Raw genomic sequence first — 19764 nt, 5'->3', positions numbered from 1 at the left:
CGCCAAATTCCGAGCGTGGCAGGCCGCCCGTGGCCGCCGTCATTGCTTCACTTCGAACTCGACCTTGGTCACCTTGAACTCGGGCGCGCGTAGCTCCTTGGATCGCGTGGAGCCCGTGGGCATGCGGCAGAAGATGCGTTGCTTTCCCGTCTCCACGATCGCGTCGACCGGCGTCACACCGTAGTACACGCCATTGACGGTGACCTTGCAGATACCTCCCTTGGCACGGATCAGGAGTCGCCCGTGGCCCTTCGGGATCGGCTTCCACCCCGAGGGGCGCGGCGCCTGCGTTGCGCTCGGGGCGGCCGCCGCTTCGTCCGCGAGGATTTCGATCGGCGTTTCGTCCGGGACTGCAGCGGCCATCTCGTCCGGCGTGAGCGCCGTGCCCGCCGCCGTGGCCGCTCCCGCCGAATCGGGCGATGTCGCCTCGGGCGGAGACGCGGCCGCCTCGGGATCGGGCGAGCGGCGCGACGCGATGAGCACGATCGCGACCAAGAGACCCACGACGAGCACGCCGATCACGGCCGCTTGCACCTGCCGGGTTCGTCGGGACGCACGCGGGTCGAGCGGGTTCGGGGGCTCGCGCTCCGGCGCGGCGGCGCCCGGCGGCGCAGGGAAGGGCGCGGCCGCGGGCGGCTCCTGGAACGGGGCGCCGAGCGGCGCGGCCGAGGCGTCCGCGGGCGGCTGCGGCGTGGCCGCCTCCGGGAACGTCGGCATCGAGACGGGCGGCGCGGTGGGGCCTCCCGGCACGAGCGGCGGAGGTGCGTCCGGACCAACCACGGGCACGGGCGGCGTCGTCGTGGAGGCCAAGGTCTGCGGTGCGGACAAACCTGGCGAAGAGATCGGCGGCGCCGACAAACCGGGGGAGGACGTCGGCGCAGCCGGCGCGAACTGCGGCGCCGAAGGACTTCGCGAGGAGTTCGGTGCAGCCGGCACCCCTGGGGGGTGTGGGGAGCGCAGTGCAGCCTCCGGCTGCGTGAGCCCCCCAAAACCTCGCGAGGACGCCGGGGCAGGGGACGTGAACTGCGGCGCCGACAGACCCGGTGACGAAGACGGCGCAGGTGGCACGCCGCCCATCGGCGGTGCCACGGGCAGCGGCGTACCCAGCGCGTTCACGCTCGGAAGCGAGCCGCGCGCGCCCTCCGGCGGGCTCGGGGGCGCGGGCGCCGCTGGCATGCCGCGACCACTCGCGACCGACTGGAACGCCTCGGCGAGCTCGCGTATCGACTGGAACCGATCGTCGGGATTTCTCGCCAGCGCCCGCTGGAAGAACGCGTCGATCGCGGGCGGCAGCTCCGGCACGATCGAGGTCGCCGGTGGCAGGCGCGCGGAAAAGACCTGCACCATCACCTCGGCGAGCGTGTCGCCGGGGAAGGGGATCTTGCCCGTCAGCGCGCGGTAGAGCACGACGCCGACGGACCAGAGATCGCTGCGCACGTCGGTCTTCTTCGAGCTCCGGAGCTGCTCGGGGCTCATGTAATGCGGCGAGCCCATGAGCTCGCTGGTCTTCGTGGCCTCGCCGAGGGACATGTCCGTCTCCTTGGCGATGCCGAAGTCGAGGATCTTCACGACCTCGACCTCGTCGTCGTCGTCCCGCGCGAGGAAGACGTTGCCCGGCTTGAGATCGCGATGGACGATGCCCGCCTCGTGTGCCTTGCGCAGGCCGCGGCTCATCTGCTGCACGATCTGCGCGAGCGCCGCGAGCGAGAGCCGGCCGTGCGAGTGGATGCGCTCCTCCAGGCTCTCGCCGCGGAGGAGCTCCATCACGAGGTACGGCGTCTCGTTCTCGATGCCGTAGTCCTGGACCGCGACGACGTTCGGGTGGCGGAGGTGCGCCGCCGAGCGCGCCTCACGTTCGAAGCGCGCGCGCGCGGCCTGGGACGCGGTCGACTCGGTGGAGATGAACTTGATCGCGACGTCGGTCTGCAGCGTGACGTGCCGCCCGACCCACACCGAGCCCATGCCCCCGGACGCGAGCGGCCGCTCTAGGCGGTATCGGCCCGCGATCACGGTCCCCGGCGCAAGTAGCATCGAACTCTCCGGCCCTCCTCGACGCGGCTCCGCCGGAGCCTATCACAGGAGGGTCGTGATCACGCCGTAGATCGATCCGATGAGCAGGCCCATGTTGCCGAGCATCGTGATCCCGAAGCCAGGCCCGCGCTTCTCCGCGGCCTGGTAGTAGCCCCACGCGAAGACGATCCGGCCGAGGATCCACACGGCGCCGAGCCCCGCGGCGATCTTGGGGCTCGTGATCAGGGCACACATCCACAGGCTCGGGAGAAACAGGATGATCTGCTCGACGGTGTTCTGCTGCACCCGCAGCACGCGCTCGAAATCGGCGTTCCCGGAGGTCTGGGGCGCCGGGACGTTGAATTTCGTGCGGGCGCGGCCGACGTTGATCGTGAGCACGAAATACGTCACGAGGGCGACAATCGTCACCAATGCGGGCAGGGCGAGGTCTTTGGACATGGCGCGTTGTACCGCGGCGCGGGCCTCGGGGGAAAGCCCCGCGCGGGCCCGCGCCGCGTGCGTCGGGATCACTTGTCGAAGACGGCCCCGATCTTCTCCCAGACGGCCGGCGCGACGCCGACCTCGAGGTGCCCAAACGGAACACCTTCCTGCTTCGAGCGGGAGGCCTTCGCATCGGCCGACCAGCCTTGCGTGAGCTGATCCTGCGCGGCGATGCTCACGTCGAAGAGCACGCCGTCGCCTTTCGGATCGCAGGTGGGGCACTCCATGCCGTCGATCTCGAAGATCGTGCCGGGCGCGCCGGGCTTCTGGCCGTGCACCACGTAGAGGGAATCGAGGTCGGGGCTCAGACCGTGGTTCTTCAATCGCTCGATGAAGTTGCCGCCCATTTCCATGACGGCCTCGATACCGACGCCGTCCATGAGCGTGTACGTCGCGTACCCGAACGAATAATCCTCGGCGTGCGTCGTATCGTAATACGCGTGCTTCGCCTTGCAGGGCGAGGTTTGCGGCTCGTAGGCGGTGGCGCGGCAGGTGATGTGCGCGTCGTCGTCCTCGATCCACCCACCGGTGCCCCACGCCCCGGCCGGGTTGTAGCCGAGCTTGTAGACGCTCACCCAGTCGCGCCACTTCGACTCGTCGGTGTCGAGCTCGGACCAATCGTACGAGACCGGATCATCCTGGCGGTTCGGCAAGGGGTAGAAACTGCGCAGGTCGTAGGCCGTCTGGAGCTGCCCGAGGTAGGCCGAGACATACGCGCCGGACTCGTCGAGCGAGCCCCACATCGCGTGGTTGTACTGATCGAAATCGAAGTCCGCGCCGCTCACGCCTTCGGCTGCGTTCAGGGCTTCGAGGCTCATCGCGGAGACGGGTTTGCCCTCGGCGTCGAGGCCCGTGATGTTCGAGGTGTAGATGCGCGTCCAGAAATCGGGCCACGTCGCGCCGCGGTTCTCGCAGGCCGAGTAGGCGTAGGGGTTCGGGAAGATCGAGTTCGGCCCCGAGGCATATCCGAACGTCACGCATTGCACGGCGCTCATCCATCCCCAGGTCACCGGGCCCTGGCCGATCGGCGCGGCGTCGGGCGTGCTGTAGATGATGAGGTTGTTGAACGGGTGGCGGAAGTTCAGGTCGATGCCGAGGTGCGGGCCGGAGAGCGCGACGTACGTGCGCACGTCCTTGCGGAAGGCGGGCACGTTCTTCGCAGAGTCCGCGGCGACGCGCTCGAAATGTTTTGAGCCCCAATCCTTCCAGCTCGAAACATTCGAGAGGTAGAGGTCGGCCGAGAGGACGCCTTTGCTCCAGGCCACGATGTCGACCTTGGGCTGGCCCACGAGCGCGGAGACGCGGCGGATCACGTTCGCCAGGTTCGTCGCCTGGTTGAAGTTGTCGCCGTGGAACGTGCCGAACGTGAGCGCGTACGTGCAATGCCCGCGCTCCTCGAGCCATTGCACGAAGCCCGTCTTCTGCGCCGTGCCCGGGTACGCGCTCCCCGCGCCGTCGTCGCCGCCGGGCAGGAGCCAGACGTTGCCGTTTTGCATGGCGCCGTGCACGAGCAAGACGGGCGTCTTCGTCTTGTCACAGGAGAGCGACGCCGTCTTCGGACCGTGGTGCAAAAGGACGAACCGCGCCTCGGGGCGCATCGGCCCCTTCTTGCCGCAGGCCGGCGCGCCCGATTTCCCCACCTCGCCGGCGCACGCGTCCTTGTAATGGATGTTGAAGCCGTCGACGAGCTGTTGATTGAGCGCGCCGAAATACGTCTTCAGCTTGTACGTGTCGTCCTCGAACGTGTCCTCCCAGCGGAGCTTCTGCGTGCGGACGTTGTAACCCTCCGTGCGGTAACGCTGAAGCCCCTCGACGAGCTCGATCTTGCCCCAGGACCAGGACGGCGGGGTGATCTCGCCGACGACGCGGTAATCGTCGACGTACGCGCCGGCCGCGGGCGGATCGAAATAAGCGTCGTACGCCGGGTCGAATGCATCCGCAGAGGGATACGGCACGCTGCCGCCTTCTCCGCCCGCGCCGCCCGCGCCGCCCGCGCCCGAGCCGCCGGGCCCATTCCCGCCCGATGCGCCCTGGCCTCCCTGGCCACCGGTCGCCTCGGGATCCGGAGTCGGGCCGCAGGCCGCCGCCAGAAGCAAAACAAGCACGCCTACGGAAACCTCACGCAATGCCATGGCAAACCTCCACCGTAATCGGATCGAGGGTAGGCGCGCGGGTGCAGGAAGGCAAGCGTCGTCTGCGGCGGTGCAACACGCGCCGCAGGCACGGAAATGAAGGTTACGATGTGAGAGGATGGAGAGGATTGCTGCGGTGCAGCAAGGTCGCCGGGCGGGCGTTTACTTGGCGTCGGGGAGCGGAATACGCACGACGCCGGGGATGCCGCCCTTGTTGTACGTCGTGTGCGCCGAGTTCGTGATGTAGAGGAAGCGGCCCTTGCTCGTCTTGCCAATCGCAATGGCGGAGGGCTCGTAGAAGCCCTCCCCCTCGGAGAGGACCTGGGTTTCTCCGGTGAACTGCACGCGGACGATCTTGTGCGCGGCGCGCGCGACGACGAGCAGGCTCACGTCCACCGGATCCTCGATCAGGCTCTCGACGCCGCCGAGCAGCGCGCAATCGGGGCCCGCGATCGCGCCGCCGAGCTGGAACGTGACCGCGCCGCCCCCGGCGGGGACGAATCCGCCCTGGTAAATCGTCGCCCGGTCGGCGTTGGTCCAGAAGAACGAGGCATCGGCCATGCTGGTGCCCGAGGCGACGACGCTCGTGATTCCCCTCGGTATCATCTCGCCGTACGCGCAAGCCGACATCTGGTCGCCCGAGAACTCCTTGCTGGGTCCAATCTCCGAGCCCACGGCGTCCCCCGGTTGGATCTCGGTGAACGACGCGGCGACGGGGTTCGACACGAAGCCCGAACCGAAGCTCGCGAACGTGATCGCGCGCGGGTAGGTCAACGTCTCGGTCCCCGGGACCCACGTGGCCTCGCCGCCGCCCGGCGGGAACTTGTAGACCCCCGCCTGGAACTGCTGCGGACTTTCGCTCTTCACCACGACGTACACGTTCTTGTTCGCGTCGATGCCGACGCCCTGCGGGAACGCGAGGCCGACCGGCCCCGGAATCGTGCCGTAATCGGTGACGGCGCCGGTCTCGAGGTCGAGCTTCACGACCTTGGGGTTCACCGAGTAACTCACGTACGCCGTGGTCCCGTCGATCGCGATGCCCTCCGGCAGCTCGCCGAGCGCGGGGTTGAACTTCACGACCTCTTCCGGGGCCACGGGGTAGACGATCGCGCCGCCGCCCTCGCCGCCCTCGCCGCCCGCGCCGCCCGAGCCTCCTCCTCCCGCCGCGCCGGAGCCGTCGCCGCCCTCGCCGCCTCCGCCGGTCGGGTTGTTGTTCGAGCCGCCCGCGCAGGCCACGGCAAGCGAGGCGAGCGCGATGCCGAGGCACGAGAGAACCACGCGCCCGAGCGGGCGCTCGATCGATTGCCGATCATCCTTCGATTTCATGAAAAGACCCTCCAGCCGGGGGAGGCTACCAGCCGGCCAGGTCGGGCCGCAAGACGCGTGTCGGGAGCCCTGGATCAGGCGAGCTCGAGCTTGCCGTGATCGTCGCAATGCCCGCCGTGCGGATGATGCAGGTGCCCGCCGACGAGGTAATCGAGGTGATCTCCGTGCGGGACCCCCTCGTGCCCGCATGCAGGCCCGTGCACGTGGCTCTGCTGGTGCTCGCCGCAGGCGTGCGAGGGCGTGCATTCGGCGCGGTTCGCCTGGTCCACTGCAATGACGTGCTCGTCCGTGTGATCGCCGTGCGCGTGGTGCAGGTGCCCATCGTGCAGGTAATCGGTGTGCCCCTGGTGCCGGATCGCCGTGTGGCCGCAGCCCTCTCCATGTTCGTGCGCGTGGCTGCCGTGCGTGGCGTGATCGTGCATCGCTTTCCTCCTTCACACTGCCTGGCGCTTTCGATCGGACGACGGTACCCCCGGGTTCGCCGAGGCCCCACCGAGGGAATTTCCTGCGCTCGGTCGGGCGCGACCATTGGTGTCCAGGCCCTATTGCGGTGGCCCGTTTCGTCGTGCAAAGTGCGCGCCGCACGTGCCCGGCGTCGTCGCGCTCCGCCTCTACTACCTCGCGAGCTTCGCGGTGCTCGGCGTGTATTTGCCGTTTTTTCCGCCCTGGCTCGCCGCGCGTGGCATCGAGGGCGTGCACTTCGGCCTGCTCATGGCCACGTACCCCGCGATGGGCGTGATCGGCCCGCCCGTGTTCGGGCTCGTGGCCGACGCGCTCGGCCTGCGGGGCCATCTCCTCCGCGTCGCGTGCGCAGGGGCGTTCGTCGGGTTTGCCGGCGTCGCGGCGCTCGCGGGGGCCGGGGGCGGGACCTTCGCCGCGCTGCTCCTGCCGGTCGTCGTCTTCGCGTTTTTCCGCACGCCCATGACCATGCTGGGCGACGTCGTGGCCCTCGAAGCGGCCCGCGAGGGGCACGTGCCCTACGGCATGACGCGCCTCTTCGGTTCGATGGGGTTTCTCGTCGCCGCGATCCTCGCCGGCGGGCTCGAGCCGACGTCTGCTGTGCAGATCCCGCTCGCCATCGCCGCGCTCCTCCTCGTCACGCTCGGCATAAGCTTCGCGCTCCCTTCCCGCGTGCCCGTCCCTGCGAGGCCCTCGGCCGCGCAGATCCGCGCCCTGCTCACGAGCGCCGACGTGCGCCTCTTCCTCGCCTCGGCGTTTTTCGCGCAGGTCGCCTTCGCTTGTTACGACCAGTGCTTCTCGCTGCACCTGCTCGCGCGGGGCGCCTCGCCGCGGATCCTCGGCGCGACCTGGGCCGTCGGCGTCTCCGCCGAGGTCGTGCTCATGGCGAACGCGAGCGCCCTCGCCGCGCGTGTCCGCGCCCCGGTCCTGCTCGCCATCGCGTACGGGGTCGCCGTGCTCCGCTGGATCCTCATCGGGTTCGTCCCGGGCTTTTGGCCGCTCCTCGTGCTCCAGCCCCTCCACGCGATCACCTTCGGCCTCCCGTGGGTCTCGGCCCTCGCTTACGTGAAAGATCGTGCGCCCAAGCACCTTCTCGGAACGGCGCAGGGGGTGTTCGTGGCCACCATCTCGTTGGGGTCCGTCACCGGCATGCTCGGCTGGATCCACGTCTATCGCCGCGGGGGCGGGGCCCTCGCGTTCGGGGGCGCCGCGCTCGTGTCCGCGCTCGCTTGCGGGATCGCGATCGCCTTCGCGCGCCGTACGCGTGCGGGGCGGAACGAGGATTCCTGACGCACCGCACCGCGGCCGGTGTCGAAGTTTTTTCGCTCGGAGCCACCGCTCGGGTTACACCTCGGCAGCGGCGCGCGTGCCGCTTTCCGAAGCGAGGCATCCGATGTGCGGGATCGTGGGATACGTCGGGACGCGGCATGCGGCCCCCATCATCGTCGACGGGTTGCGGAAGCTCGAGTACCGGGGGTACGACTCGGCCGGCGTCGCCATCCATGACGGTCGTTCCATCGAGATTGTGCGGACGCTGGGCAAGCTCGCGCGTTTGTCCGAGGCGCTGGAGAAGCGGCCCCTCGCGGGCTCGACGGGCATCGGGCACACGCGATGGGCGACGCATGGACGCCCGAGCGAGGCGAACGCGCACCCTCACTCGGCCGGGCCGGTCGCCGTCGTGCACAACGGCATCATCGAGAACCACGTGGCCGTGCGGCAGGAGCTCGAAGCCGAGGGCGTGAAGTTCCTCTCGGACACGGACACGGAGATCGTCGCGCACCTCATCCACCGCGAGCTCTCGCGCGGCCAGAAGACGCTGTTCTCCGCGGTGCAGGCGGCCCTGCGGCACGTCGTGGGCGCCTACGCGATCGCGGTCGTGTCGCGCGAGGAGCCGGACGTGGTGGTCGCGGCGCGGCATGGCTCGCCGCTCGTCGTGGGCCTCGGCGAGGGCGAGATGCTCTGCGGCAGCGACATTCCGGCGCTGCTCGCGCACACGCGCTCGATGATGTTCCTCGAGGACGGGGACGTGGTGGAGCTACGCGCCTCGGGGGTGCGTTGCGAGACCGTCGCCGGCGAGGTCGTGACCCGCAAGGCGAAGCACATCGACTGGAGCCCGGTGCAGGCCGAACGTGGGGGCTACAAGCATTTCATGCGCAAGGAGATCCACGAGCAGCCGGAGGTCGTGGAGGCGACCCTGCGCGGCCGGATCGACCTCGCCGAGGGGGACGTCTACGCGGCCGAGATGGGCGTGCCGCCCGAGGTGGCGAAGCAGATCCGGCGCGTGTACTTCGTGGCTTGCGGGACGAGCCACCACGCGGCGATCGCCGGTCGTTACTGGATGGAGCAGCTCGCGAAGGTGCCCTCGGTCGTGGAGCTCGCGAGCGAGGTGCGCTACCGCGAGCCGCTGTTCTACCCGGACGATCTGGTGATCGCGGTGAGCCAGTCGGGCGAGACGGCCGATACGCTGGCGGCCGTGAAGGCGGCGAAGGCGGGCGGCGCGCGGGTCCTCGCGGTGGCGAACGTCCTCGACAGCGCGATCCCGCGGGTGGCGGACGGCGCGCTCTACACGCACGCGGGCCCCGAGATCGGCGTGGCCTCGACGAAATGCTTCACGACGCAGCTCGCGGCGCTCCTCTTGCTCGCGGTGTACATGGGCCGGCGGCGCGGCACGCTGCCGCAGGAGCGCGCGCAGAAGGTGCTGCAGGCGCTCTGGGAGATCCCGAGCCACCAGCGCGAGATCCTCGGCGACGCCGATTACGTGCACGCCATCGCGAAGAAGCTCGTGCACGCGAAGGACGTGCTCTTCCTCGGCCGCGGGCTCGGCTTCCCGATTGCGCTCGAAGGCGCGCTCAAGCTGAAAGAGATCTCCTACGCGCACGCCGAGGGCTACGCGGCGGGCGAGATGAAGCACGGCCCGATCGCGCTGATCGACGAGCAGCTCCCGGTCGTCGCGGTTTGCCCGCGCGACGCGCAATACGAGAAGATGCTCTCGAACCTGCAGGAGGTCTGCGCGCGCGAGGGTCAGGTCATCGCCATTGCCACGAAGGGCGACGAGCCGATGCTGGAGCTCGCGCAGCACATCGTGTGGATCCCGAAAGCGCCGGACGAGGTGCTCCCGCTCCTCACGGTGCTCCCGCTCCAGCTCATTGCGTATTTCGTCGCGAACCTGAAGGGCAACGACGTCGACCAGCCGCGCAACCTCGCGAAGACGGTCACGGTCGAATGACGAACCCTGAAGGGCCCCTCTCCACGGCATGGAGAGGGGCCCGGGGGTGTGGCGCTAGGCCGCCTTCTCCTCTTTTTCGCCGCCGCCGCTGAGCCCCTCTTCCTTGAGGGCGCCGCTCACCGCCTGCACGACGTTCGCCATCGAGGGGAACTCCTCGTCTTCGAGGTCCTCGATGATCTGACGGAGCGAGACGGGCTGCCCCTTGCGATATTCGATCTCCTGATCGCCCGCCCGTTCGAGCAGGTCTTGCTTCGTCACGGGAAATTCCATCCCGGCGAGCGCCTGCGTGATCGCGCCGATGCCGAACGCCGTCCCCTCGGGCGGTCCTGGCTTGTCGTACGCCTGCCCGCGGACCTCCTTCCGATCGCGGAGATCACGCTGATGTTGAACCTCCTTGCCGCCGAGGTGCCCCGCCTCCTGGACGGTCATCGTGCCCTTGCCCTCGTCCTTATTTTTTTCGGCCATGATCTGTCTCCTCGCGTGGCGTTCGGCCAGCCGGATGCCGCGTGGCTCGGACTCGCCGCTTTCGTTGGGCACGAAAAGACCCACGTCCAGGGTTTGGCCGAGTCATCCATTGAGGATGCGCTCGGCGCCCCGCATGACGGCGGCCCGGTTCGGTCCGTGCCCCTCTTGCGGTCCGCCCCGAGGCGGGCATGAGACCCGTGGAGGAACCTCATGGCCCAGACGTGGAACCCCGGGGAACGCAACGATCGAACGTCCCAGCCCGAGAAACCGAGCGGCTGCACGCCGGCCGACGAGCCCGAGCACGGCAGGCCGCCGGTCGCATGGGAAGGGGAGACCCGGGTGCTCGAACCCAAAACGGTCGCCGACGAGCTCGTGGACGAGGCATCCGAGGAATCTTTTCCCGCCAGTGATCCGCCCGCCTGGACGCCAAGGAAATCCGTGGGCTCGAAGTGAGCGACCATGCTTCGGGCGCTTGGGGGCTCGCCCGGGCGCGCCGGGCTCTGCCCCCAAACCCCCGTCAAAACCGCGCACCCCCCTGACGTGGAACTTGCTGCCCACGTAAAGGTCGGCAAAATGTTGCGCTTGCGCGCGGGCGTTCCCTGTGTGCCCGCGTGACGCTTCCATCCCCTCCGCTGACGAAGAATCTCCCTTCTTATGGGCAAGTTCACGTCCTCCCTCGATCGCCGCCGACTTCTTCAAGGTGTCGGGTCTCTGCTGCTCGCATCGGCTTGCTGCCCGGAGCCTATGTCGCGCGGCGCGGACACGCCGAAACCGCTCGTGTCTTCGTCTTCCACGGGTCCGCTCGTGCCGGATGCGCCCGAGAACGTCGGCATGTCGTTCGATCGGCTCGAAGACGTGTTCGCGCGCCTCGAGCGCCGCGTCAACGACGAGGGCTTTCCAGGCTTTGCGGCCCTCGTGGCGCGGCACGGCAAGGTCGTCGCGCAGCACGCCTATGGCAAGAAGGTCCGCGGGGGCGTCGAGCCCGTGACGCTCGACACTCTGTTTGACCTCGAATCAATGACGAAGGTCGTGTCGACGGCCATTTCGACACTCATCCTCGTCGACCGGGGCAAGCTCGGCCTCGACGATCCGGTCGTCAAGTACCTGACGGCGTTCCAGGGGGCGGGCAAGGAGCGGGTGACCGTACGGGACATGCTCCGGTATTCGTCGGGCCTGCCGCTCGACAACCATTTTTTCGACGAGAAGCCGATCGAGATATGGCGGAAAATGGCGGCGACACCGCTCGAGTATCCCCCGGGGACGAAGGTGGGATACAGCGACCTCACGTATCGCCTGCTCGGCAAGGTCGTGGAGGCGGCCTCGGGCATGACGCTCGACGCGTTCGCCCGCGACGCCGTGTGGAGGCCGCTCGGAATGGTCGACACGACGTACAATCCCGCGGCGGCGCTGCACCCGCGCATCGCGGCGACGGGCGCCACGCAGCGGCGCACCGCGGTCGTGCGGGGCACGGTGCAGGACGACCAGGATTTTTTACTTGGCGGGGTGTGCGGCTGTGACGGCGTGTTTTCCACGGTGAAGGACGTGGCCACGTTCTGCCAGATGGTGCTCGGCGGCGGCACGTACGATGGAAAGCGTATCCTCGGGCCGGAGCTTGTCGCCGCGATGGTCGCGAATCAGACGCCGTTCGTCGACGCGCGGAAGACGGACACGTCGCCGCTCGAAAACCTCGTGTCGACGCCGAAGGGGTATGGCTGGGAGCTCATCACGCCGCGATTCTCGAACGGCGGGACACGCCTGTCGCCGGGCTCGTATGGCAAGTCGGGCGGCGCGGGCACGTACATGTGGATCGATCCGTCGCGGCAGCTCGTTGCCGTCCTGCTCACGAACCACGGGCTGCCGGTGCCTTTCGACGAGCGCGGATGGAATCGGCTGCTCGACGACACGAGCTGCGTGGAGTTTTTCGATGGTGTCGTCGGAGCCGTGACCGACGAAGCGTAGACGATTTCCGCGACCGCGCGGGGGCGAAACAGGGATGGGGCGCCGCGCGCGGAGGTCGTTCGGGCGATCGGGAGAAGCGAGCGTTTGGTTCCCGTCGCCGTGAGGGCGCCGGGCTCGTCGGCAACGGCTGGGGGCTTCGTCGACCGGCTCGCCGTGGTCGCCGACAACGGCCGGGGTGGTTGTCGACATGCTCGCTGCGCTCGTCGGCAACGGCTGGGGTGGTTGTCGAGATGCTCGCCGTGCTCGTCGGCAACGGCTGGGGGCTTCGTCGACGGGCTCGCTGCGGTTGTCGGCAACGGCCGGGGTCTTCGTCGACATAGATCGTGGAGGTCTTCGACGCGCCGGTCGGTGGTCGGATACGACGCGGGACCCGTCGCGCACAGACATTGTGTGTCCCACCAGCCTGTGAATTCTCTTGCGCGGCTCCGCCCTCGCCGTGCACAAGGATCGCCAGGATCCACCGTGAATGGCGCGATGTGCGGTGTCATGGGCGCTGAGATCCAGGCCGTGCGAGCGGGCCGCCCTGGGGGAGGACGGCCCGCACGAACCATTATCGCCGCGTGAGCCGATGCAGGGTACCGACGAGATGGTCCAGCTTGTTGCGCAGCTCCTCGTCCACTCTATCCACGTATCCGAGTGCTTCCGCCACATCGAGGCATGCCCGCACCTCCGCCGCCGAACCCATGGCCGTGTGCCACCGCGCCCTTTCGTTCCGCCCCTGCGAATACGCGCCCTCGTGCAGATTCAGCGGCACGCTTGTGGCGGCGCGCCGTAGCTGATCCGCCAGGTTCGCATCCTTCCCGCCGATCTTCTCGATGATGGGCCGCAGCCGCCGCAGCAATTCGATCGTGACGCTGTAGATCCTGAGCACCAGTGCGCCAGGCGAAGCCTGGGTGAGGAGGAAGCAACGACAGACAGAAACCTCATCAATGCGTCAAACGGCTGGACCGAGCCCGCTTTCTTCGACGTCGACCCGTGGGAGCCGGAGAACGACTTTGGCGGCGCGGGCAATGTGGCGGTGGATCTCGTCGATCCGGCGTTCGTCCCGCCGGCGTGCCCCTGACAGGCCTTTTACGGGCACGGCTGGAGCGTGCACGACGTCGCCGTCGTACAGTCCCAGCACTTCGTCGACGGCAGGAAGGGATCGTTGTATTCGGGGCAATCGTAACGGAACTCCTTGTAGTAAGCGGAGAAGTCGCCGTCGGAAGAGTCGTACCGCCAATCGCATTCGCGGTTTTCCCAGCCCACCGCCACCGTGTACGTGTTGTCGCTGTAGTAGGTCCGATAGCGACCCGAAGGCCGCAGCGCCTGCTCTGCGGTGGCGACGGGGCCTTCGTCCACGGTCACACCTTCCTCGGGCGCGCCCAGACAGGCCATGAGAGAAAGCGAGAGACCCAGGCCAGCGAGAATTTTCTTGAGCATGACAATCCTCCTTCCGTCACCCGACACGCGGTCGGGTGGGATACGAGTGGCGAACGCAGGCATGAGAGGCAGCCGATCCGGCGCGCCCCGCGCTGTTTGCGCTCATCGATGCAATCGAGGATGCCTGCTCTCCCGGAATCCCGCCAGTGTCCGCCTGCGACAATGTTGTTGCGTCCACCGACACGCGCGGCAAGAAACCAACGCCGACACCCGTCGCGCCGGTGTCATGGACAGACGTGATGGATACGTATACGACCGCGGAAGAGGCGCCCAGCCAGACAGAGCCGCGCGAGCGCGCCCGATCGCTCCGCGCGCCGGAGGTGACGAGCACGGTGCACGCGGGCGCCTTCCGGCACGTCGTGAGCGTCCTCGAGGGCGCCGGCCTCGACCCACGGCCGCTCCTCGCCGCGGCGGGCGCCTCCGAGACCGATCTCGTGGATCCCGATCTGCGCGTCCCCATGGCTCGGTACGTGGCCTTGTGGCGAATCGCGGCGCCACGCTTCCCGAAGGGCTCGCTCGGCCTGACCTTTGGCGCCAGCTTCGAGCTCGATCACGGCAATTTGCTCACGTACATGGCGGCGCACGCCGCCACGCTCGGCGAGGCCGTGCTGCAAGCCGACCGCTATCGGCATCTCGTTCATGAGATGCTGCTCCCTGCCCTCGACCTGGAGGGCGGCGACGCCTGTCTCCGCCGAGTGCTGCACCCATCCATCGGCCGGATCGGCGCGATGGCGGAGTCGATCGCAGCGACCTGGGTGAAGAGCCTCAGCATCTACGTCGGCGAGGCCTTTCGGCCGCGCGAAATCTGGTTCCAGCATCCGGCCCCGCGTGATCTCCGCCCCTACGACGAGGCGTTCGGCTGCCCCGTGCGCTTCGAGATGCCCGAGACCCGGATGATCACCGATCGCGAAGAGCTCGAGCGGCCGCTTCGCCTCGCCAATCCACGCCTCCGCGCCTATCTCGAGGAGCAGGCCCGGATCCAGCTCGATAGCCTCCCGCACGAGAACGGGCTCGCCGATCGCGTGCGCCGCCTCCTCGTCGAGGAGCTGCGCGGCGGCGCTCCCTCGCAAGATCACATCGCCCGGCGCCTCGCGCTCAGCCCGCGCACCTTGCAGCGCCGCCTCAAGGACGAGGGCGTCGTCTTCAACGACCTCCTCGACGAGCAGCGCCGCGCTCTCTGCGACCGCTATCTGCAGGATCGATCCCTCTCGATTCAGGAGATCGCCTTCCTCCTCGGCTACACGGAGCGCAGCAGCTTCTATCGCGCCTTCCGCCGCTGGACGGGGGGCACCCCGCTGGAGCTGCGCAAAGTGGACCGGGACGAAACCGGGAGAAGCCTCTGAGGCCCCGTGAAGGACACGAGGGGGCTTCCCTCCGGCGCCCGTTCGCACTATGGACCGACCCCGGAGAGCCTGATGGACCTGTCCTTCACCCCTGAACAGATCGCCTTCCGCGACGAGGTCCGCGCGTGGATCCGGGAGGCCATGCCTCCGCGCATCCGCGAGAAAGCGGACGTCGACGGGCATTTCGATCACGACGAAATCATGGAGTGGCACCGGATCCTTTACGCGAAGGGCTGGGTTGCTCCCCATTGGCCCGCGGAATGGGGCGGCGCTGGGCTCGACGTCACGCGCCGCTTCATCCTGACCGAGGAGCTCGAGCTCGCCGGCGCCCCGGGGCTCTCTCCGTTCGGCCTCACGATGGTCGGGCCCCTAATCCTCCAGTTCGGGAGCGACGCGCAGCGCAGGCGCTTCTTGCCGAAGATCCTCGCGGGCGAGGAGGTCTGGTGCCAGGGGTATTCGGAGCCGAACGCCGGCAGCGACCTCGCCTCGCTCAAGCTCTCGGCCGAGCCCGACGGCAAAGGCAATTATGTCCTCAATGGGCAAAAGACCTGGACGACGTACGCGCAGTACGCTGACTGGATCTTCGTGCTTGCGCGGACCGACAAGACCGCGAAGAAGCAATCGGGCATCAGCTTTTTCCTCGTCGACATGAAGGCGCCTGGCGTCACGGCGCGGCCGACGCTCACGATCGCCGGGACGCTCGCGTTCTGCGACACGTTCTTCGAGAACGTCGTCGTGCCCGCGGAAAACCTCGTCGGCCCGCTGCATGGTGGCTGGACGCTGGCGAAGGCGCTGCTCGGCCACGAGCGCACGTACATCGCGGCCGTGGGGTTGTCGACGCGCATGCTCCGGCGCGTCAAATGCATCGCGGCGGCGACGAAGGAGAAGGGCGTGCCGCTCATCGAGGTGCCGTCGTGGCGCGCGCGGATTGCCCGGATGGAGATCGAGCTCTGGGCGCTCAAGATGGCGAATTACCGGGCGATCGCCTCGGCCGAGCTCGGACACGCGCCGGGGGCCGAGTCGAGTATCCTGAAGATTCGCGGCAGCGAGATCATGCAGCAGATGTACGAGCTCGCGATGGACCTGATGGGGCACGATTCGCTCTCCTGGCACAACGAGCCGGGCACGGTCCCCGAGGGCTGTGCCTCGATTCCCCCGCAGTTCAATTACACGCGCGCGGCCAGCATCTACGGCGGCAGCAACGAGATCCAGAAGAACGTCATCGCCAAAGCCATCCTCGGCCTGCCGAGCTGACGGGGACTCGCCATGAATTTCGACCTCACTCCCGATCAGAAGCTCCTCGAAAGCACCGTGGCCTCCTTCGTCAAGAAGGAATCTCCCGTCACGCGATTCCGCGCCCTCCGCGAAGACTCCATCGGCTGGAGCAAATCGCTCTGGAAAACGATGGCCGAGCTCGGCTGGATCGGTCTCGCCTTCCCCGAATCCGCGGGCGGCCTCGGCGGCTCGTTCGTGGACGTCGCGATCCTCCTCGAGCAATTCGGCGCGGGGCTCCTCCCCGAGCCGTATGTCGCGTCCGTGCTCTCGGCGGGCACGGCCATCCTGCGCGCGGGAAGCGCCGAGCAACACGAGGCCTTCCTCGCGCCGCTCCTCGCCGGCGACACGAGCCTCGCGCTCGCCTGGGCCGAGCGCGGCGGTCGTTATGATTCGACATGGGTCGAGACGACGGCCACGAAAAAGGGCGACGATTACGTGCTCCAGGGCGAGAAAATTTTCGTCCAGAATGGCCACGCCGCGGATGTGATCGTCGTCTCGGCCCGCACCGCGGGCGCTCCGGGCGATAGCGACGGCATCTCACTCTTCGTGCTCCCGCGGGAGACCAAGGGCCTCTGCATCACGCCGGTGAAGACGATGGATGGGCAAAGGGCCGCGACGATCAAGCTCGACGGCGCGATCGTCCCGGGCGCGAACCGCCTCGGGCCCGAGGGCGCGGCGGCGCCCGTGCTCGATGAAATCATGGATCTTTGCGCCGCGGCCGCGTGCGCGGAGGGGCTCGGCGTCATGCGCGCGGCCGTCGCCATGACCGTCGACTACCTGAAGACGCGTGAGCAATTCGGCGTGAAGATCGGCACGTTCCAGGCCTTGCAACACCGCGCGGTCGACATGTTCGTCCGCATGGAGCTCGCGAAGGGCACCTCGATCCTCGCGAGTATCAAGATCTCGGACCCCGATCCGGCCGCGCGCCGTTTCGCCGTCAGCGCGGCGAAGGTCGAGCTTGCCATTTGCGGACGTTACGTCACGCAACAAGCCATCCAGCTCCACGGCGGAATCGGGATTACAGACGAGCACGATATCGGCTTGTATTTCAAGCGCATGCACGTCCTGAACGCCCTTTTCGGCGACGAGGAGCATCACCTCGTCCGATTCGCCGCGCAACCTGCGTTCTGATCCCATACGCCCGCGCCCCGGCGCGCTTGGGGCACGTCCCGGTCCCCTCATTCAGGATTGGCCCGAGCATACGAACGCGTTCCGGACGCGTATCGTGCGGCATTCACCGGGGGGTGATCATGACCGGCGTTCTTTTCTCGGGGAGCCAAGTCCCTGATCAACAGAAGCACGATTCCATCGTCGCCTGCGAGGTCGGCGACGTGTCCGTGTCCTTCGATATGCGGAAAGGCATGTTGTCATGTGGCGGCAATCCGTCCGTGATCATGTGGACCGAGACGACCGTCGCCGGCCTCATGCTCGGCCTTTCACGCATGGTGGGCGTCGAGCGATTCAACCTCGCGTTGCAGAGTGGCGGGCGCGACAGCGTCGACGGAGACTGGGCGCACATCGAGACGTTCGCGAGCTTCGAGGAGGGGTTTGCCTCGCTCGCGCGCATCGCGGCGGCGGCGGGCTGGGGGATCTGGGAGATCGTCTCGCTCGACCGCGAGGCCGAGGTGGGCCGATTCCGCTGCAAGAACGGCTGGGAGGCCAGTTACCAGCGCACTCTCTCCGCGTGCTGGGGCTCGGGCATGATGGGCGGCAAGTTCGCCGGGCTTTGCGCGCGCCTCTTCGGCAAGAATTGCTGGGCGCAGCAGGTCATGTTCCAGGCCCGGGGCGATGAGGCGGACGAGTTCATCGTGCGCCCCTCGGATCGCACGATCGAGGGCGATCTCGAGCGCCTCCTCGCCGCGGACGCGGCCACGCGCGCGGACCTCGCGGTCGCGCTGGAGCGGCTCCGGCAGGAGGTCGAGGAGCGCCGCGTCACCGAGGACGCGCTTCGCCGCACCGAAAAAGAGAATGCCTTCCTGATCGAGCAGCAAGCGAGGACCATCGCGGCGCTCTCGACCCCCATCATCCAGATATGGGAGGGCATCTTGACGTTGCCCATCGTCGGGCAAGTGAGCGCGGCGCGCGCGACGACCATCATGCAGGCCTTGCTCCAGGAGATCGTCCAGCGCGGCGCGCACTATGCGATCCTCGATCTGACGGGCGTCGATACACTCGACGCCGAGACGGCCGACCACCTCCTGCGTATCGTGCGCGCCGCGGAGCTGCTCGGGGCGCGCGCGATCGTGAGCGGCATCCGGCCGAAGGTCGCGCAGACCATGGTGGAGCTTGGCGTCGATCTCTCGGGGCTCACGACGGTCGCGGACCTCGAAGAGGGCCTCAAGGGCGCGCTTCGTTCGATGGGCGTACGCGCGCCGAAGCCGAGCGTGAGCTCTTCGCAGCGGTAAAACCTCGTGGTACCATGCGTTTCAGCATGGACCCGAGCCGAGACACCGCCGAGAAGCGTGACCTGCGCGAGCGGGCGCGAGCGTTTTTCCGTGACAACCGCCCGTCCGATCCGGGCTTCAAGCTCCCGCAGACATTTCTGGAGGTCGAGTCCGAAGAGCAATTCCTCTGGCTCAAGGCCTGGCAAAAGCAGGTGTATGACGCGGGGCTGCTCGGCGTCGAGTGGCCCGAGGCGTATGGCGGAAAGGGTTTGCCGCCCGGGTCGCAGCGTGTCGTGGCGGAGGAGATGGGGCTCGCCGGCGTCCCGTTCCTCGTGAACCGCATCGGCCTCGACTGGGCGGGCCCGACGATCCTCGCGGTGGGCACGGAGGAGCAGAAGCAACGATACCTGCGGAACATCCTTTCCTGCGACGAGGTCTGGTGCCAGGGCTTCAGCGAGCCCGGCGCGGGCAGTGATCTCGCGAGCCTGCGCACGAGCGCCGTTCGGAAGGGCGACCATTACATCGTCAATGGCCACAAGGTGTGGACGACGCAGGCGCTCTGGGCCGATTTCATGATCCTCCTCGCGCGCACGGACCTGAACGCGCCCAAGCACGCGGGGATCAGTTATTTCCTGTTCCCCATGAAATCGAAGGGCGTGTCGGTGCGGCCGCTCGTGAAGATGACGGGCGAGGGCGGGTTCAATCAGGTGCTCTTCGAGGACGTCGAGGTCCCGGCGTCGTGCCTGCTCGCCGGGGAAGGGGACGGCTGGCGCCTCGCGGTCATGACGCTCGCATTCGAGCGCGGCGCGTCCGAGGGCAGCGCCACGGGCGGGGCGCTCGCGTCGGGCGGTGAGGTCGCGCGGCTCGTCGCGCTCGCGAAAGAAGTGTCTCGTGATGGTCGTCCCGCGAGTGAGGATCCCGTGATGCGGGATCGCATAGCGGAGCTCGCGATCGAAGAGGAAGCGCTGCTCGCGTCGGCGCTCCGGGCGCGTGTCCCCGGGCTCGTCGAGGAGCGCCCGCTCGCGCTTCCGTTTTTGAGCAAATTGGTGTCGACCGAGTTCGGGCAAAAGCTCGCGGCGGTTGGCCAGGAGCTCGAAGGGCCGCTCGCGCAATACGCGTTCGGCGCCGAGCGCGCGGCGGACGGGGGCCATTTCCAGCGGGCCTACATGAACAGCTTCGGCTTCACCATCGGCGGCGGGACGAGCGAGATTCAGCGTAACCTGGTGGGCGAGCGGATCCTCGGCCTGCCGAAGAGCACCTGA

17 protein-coding genes are annotated in these 19764 nt (G+C 68.1%); 9 read left to right on the top strand and 8 right to left on the bottom strand.

The window, feature by feature from the left end; genetic code table 11:
• Window positions 1-39: 39 nt before the first annotated feature.
• The 5 genes from KEG57_RS21225 to KEG57_RS21205 form a co-directional block, all read right to left on the bottom strand.
• The gene (locus tag KEG57_RS21225; protein ID WP_272421307.1) at window positions 40-2031 is read right to left on the bottom strand and encodes a serine/threonine protein kinase; all 1992 of its coding nucleotides are present in this window, start codon (window positions 2029-2031) and stop codon (window positions 40-42) included.
• Between the two features lie 42 nt (window positions 2032-2073).
• Window positions 2074-2469 (bottom strand): MAPEG family protein, encoded by a 396-nt coding sequence (locus KEG57_RS21220; protein WP_272421308.1) that lies wholly within the window; start codon window positions 2467-2469, stop codon window positions 2074-2076.
• A 68-nt stretch (window positions 2470-2537) separates the two neighbouring features.
• Window positions 2538-4643 carry an esterase/lipase family protein gene (locus tag KEG57_RS21215; protein ID WP_272421309.1) on the bottom strand — a complete coding sequence of 702 codons (2106 nt, stop codon included), beginning with the start codon at window positions 4641-4643 and terminating at the stop codon, window positions 2538-2540.
• A gap of 162 nt (window positions 4644-4805) precedes the next feature.
• The gene (locus tag KEG57_RS21210; protein ID WP_272421310.1) at window positions 4806-5969 is read right to left on the bottom strand and encodes an NHL repeat-containing protein; all 1164 of its coding nucleotides are present in this window, start codon (window positions 5967-5969) and stop codon (window positions 4806-4808) included.
• A 74-nt stretch (window positions 5970-6043) separates the two neighbouring features.
• Window positions 6044-6391, bottom strand: a complete 348-nt coding sequence (locus tag KEG57_RS21205) for a hypothetical protein (RefSeq protein WP_272421311.1) — start codon at window positions 6389-6391, stop codon at window positions 6044-6046.
• A 163-nt stretch (window positions 6392-6554) separates the two neighbouring features.
• On the opposite strand from KEG57_RS21205, the gene KEG57_RS21200 reads away from it, so the two are divergent.
• Complete coding sequence (locus KEG57_RS21200) at window positions 6555-7718, top strand: MFS transporter (RefSeq protein ID WP_272421312.1); 1164 nt, start codon at window positions 6555-6557, stop codon at window positions 7716-7718.
• A 115-nt stretch (window positions 7719-7833) separates the two neighbouring features.
• A complete protein-coding gene (glmS, locus tag KEG57_RS21195; RefSeq protein ID WP_308215637.1) occupies window positions 7834-9654 on the top strand; it encodes a glutamine--fructose-6-phosphate transaminase (isomerizing) in 1821 nt (606 codons plus the stop codon).
• Window positions 9655-9708: 54 nt separating this feature from the next.
• Here glmS and KEG57_RS21190 read toward each other — a convergent pair whose 3' ends face one another.
• On the bottom strand, window positions 9709-10119 hold the full coding sequence (locus tag KEG57_RS21190; protein WP_272421314.1) for a DUF2795 domain-containing protein: 411 nt from the start codon (window positions 10117-10119) through the stop codon (window positions 9709-9711).
• A 210-nt stretch (window positions 10120-10329) separates the two neighbouring features.
• Here KEG57_RS21190 and KEG57_RS21185 point away from each other — a divergent pair, with 210 nt between their 5' ends.
• On the top strand, window positions 10330-10572 hold the full coding sequence (locus KEG57_RS21185; protein WP_272421315.1) for a hypothetical protein: 243 nt from the start codon (window positions 10330-10332) through the stop codon (window positions 10570-10572).
• Between the two features lie 324 nt (window positions 10573-10896).
• Window positions 10897-12078: a serine hydrolase domain-containing protein gene (locus tag KEG57_RS21180; protein ID WP_272458733.1), complete on the top strand. Its 1182-nt coding sequence runs from the start codon at window positions 10897-10899 to the stop codon at window positions 12076-12078.
• 550 nt (window positions 12079-12628) lie between these two features.
• On the opposite strand, the gene KEG57_RS21175 is transcribed toward KEG57_RS21180, so the two are convergent.
• Window positions 12629-12949 (bottom strand): four helix bundle protein, encoded by a 321-nt coding sequence (locus tag KEG57_RS21175; protein ID WP_272421318.1) that lies wholly within the window; start codon window positions 12947-12949, stop codon window positions 12629-12631.
• Between the two features lie 200 nt (window positions 12950-13149).
• Window positions 13150-13500 carry a hypothetical protein gene (locus KEG57_RS21170; protein WP_272421319.1) on the bottom strand — a complete coding sequence of 117 codons (351 nt, stop codon included), beginning with the start codon at window positions 13498-13500 and terminating at the stop codon, window positions 13150-13152.
• Between the two features lie 221 nt (window positions 13501-13721).
• On the opposite strand from KEG57_RS21170, the gene KEG57_RS21165 reads away from it, so the two are divergent.
• The 5 genes from KEG57_RS21165 to KEG57_RS21145 all read left to right on the top strand — a co-directional run bounded on the left by KEG57_RS21165 (window position 13722) and on the right by KEG57_RS21145 (window position 19764).
• Window positions 13722-14843, top strand: coding sequence for an AraC family transcriptional regulator (locus KEG57_RS21165; protein ID WP_272458732.1), 1122 nt, complete (start codon window positions 13722-13724; stop codon window positions 14841-14843).
• Window positions 14844-14915: 72 nt separating this feature from the next.
• Entirely contained in the window at window positions 14916-16097 is a 1182-nt protein-coding gene (locus KEG57_RS21160) for an acyl-CoA dehydrogenase family protein (RefSeq protein ID WP_272421321.1), read from the top strand.
• Window positions 16098-16109: 12 nt separating this feature from the next.
• Window positions 16110-17249 (top strand): acyl-CoA dehydrogenase family protein, encoded by a 1140-nt coding sequence (locus KEG57_RS21155; protein ID WP_272421322.1) that lies wholly within the window; start codon window positions 16110-16112, stop codon window positions 17247-17249.
• A 119-nt stretch (window positions 17250-17368) separates the two neighbouring features.
• A complete protein-coding gene (locus KEG57_RS21150; RefSeq protein ID WP_272421323.1) occupies window positions 17369-18523 on the top strand; it encodes an STAS domain-containing protein in 1155 nt (384 codons plus the stop codon).
• Window positions 18524-18549: 26 nt separating this feature from the next.
• Window positions 18550-19764, top strand: coding sequence for an acyl-CoA dehydrogenase family protein (locus KEG57_RS21145; protein ID WP_272421324.1), 1215 nt, complete (start codon window positions 18550-18552; stop codon window positions 19762-19764).

This window comes from Polyangium jinanense (assembly GCF_028435365.1).
This window is presented reverse-complemented; position numbering and strand designations above follow the sequence as displayed.

Excerpts from the sequence above, each read along its gene's own strand:
- KEG57_RS21225 (WP_272421307.1), bottom strand. The coding sequence starts at position 2,031 with ATGCTACTTGCGCCGGGGACCGTGATCGCGGGCCGATACCGCCTAGAG.
- KEG57_RS21220 (WP_272421308.1), bottom strand. The coding sequence starts at position 2,469 with ATGTCCAAAGACCTCGCCCTGCCCGCATTGGTGACGATTGTCGCCCTC.
- KEG57_RS21215 (WP_272421309.1), bottom strand. The coding sequence starts at position 4,643 with ATGGCATTGCGTGAGGTTTCCGTAGGCGTGCTTGTTTTGCTTCTGGCG.
- KEG57_RS21210 (WP_272421310.1), bottom strand. The coding sequence starts at position 5,969 with ATGAAATCGAAGGATGATCGGCAATCGATCGAGCGCCCGCTCGGGCGC.
- KEG57_RS21205 (WP_272421311.1), bottom strand. The coding sequence starts at position 6,391 with ATGCACGATCACGCCACGCACGGCAGCCACGCGCACGAACATGGAGAG.
- KEG57_RS21190 (WP_272421314.1), bottom strand. The coding sequence starts at position 10,119 with ATGGCCGAAAAAAATAAGGACGAGGGCAAGGGCACGATGACCGTCCAG.
- KEG57_RS21185 (WP_272421315.1), top strand. The coding sequence starts at position 10,330 with ATGGCCCAGACGTGGAACCCCGGGGAACGCAACGATCGAACGTCCCAG.
- KEG57_RS21170 (WP_272421319.1), bottom strand. The coding sequence starts at position 13,500 with ATGCTCAAGAAAATTCTCGCTGGCCTGGGTCTCTCGCTTTCTCTCATG.
- KEG57_RS21160 (WP_272421321.1), top strand. The coding sequence starts at position 14,916 with ATGGACCTGTCCTTCACCCCTGAACAGATCGCCTTCCGCGACGAGGTC.
- KEG57_RS21155 (WP_272421322.1), top strand. The coding sequence starts at position 16,110 with ATGAATTTCGACCTCACTCCCGATCAGAAGCTCCTCGAAAGCACCGTG.
- KEG57_RS21150 (WP_272421323.1), top strand. The coding sequence starts at position 17,369 with ATGACCGGCGTTCTTTTCTCGGGGAGCCAAGTCCCTGATCAACAGAAG.
- KEG57_RS21145 (WP_272421324.1), top strand. The coding sequence starts at position 18,550 with ATGGACCCGAGCCGAGACACCGCCGAGAAGCGTGACCTGCGCGAGCGG.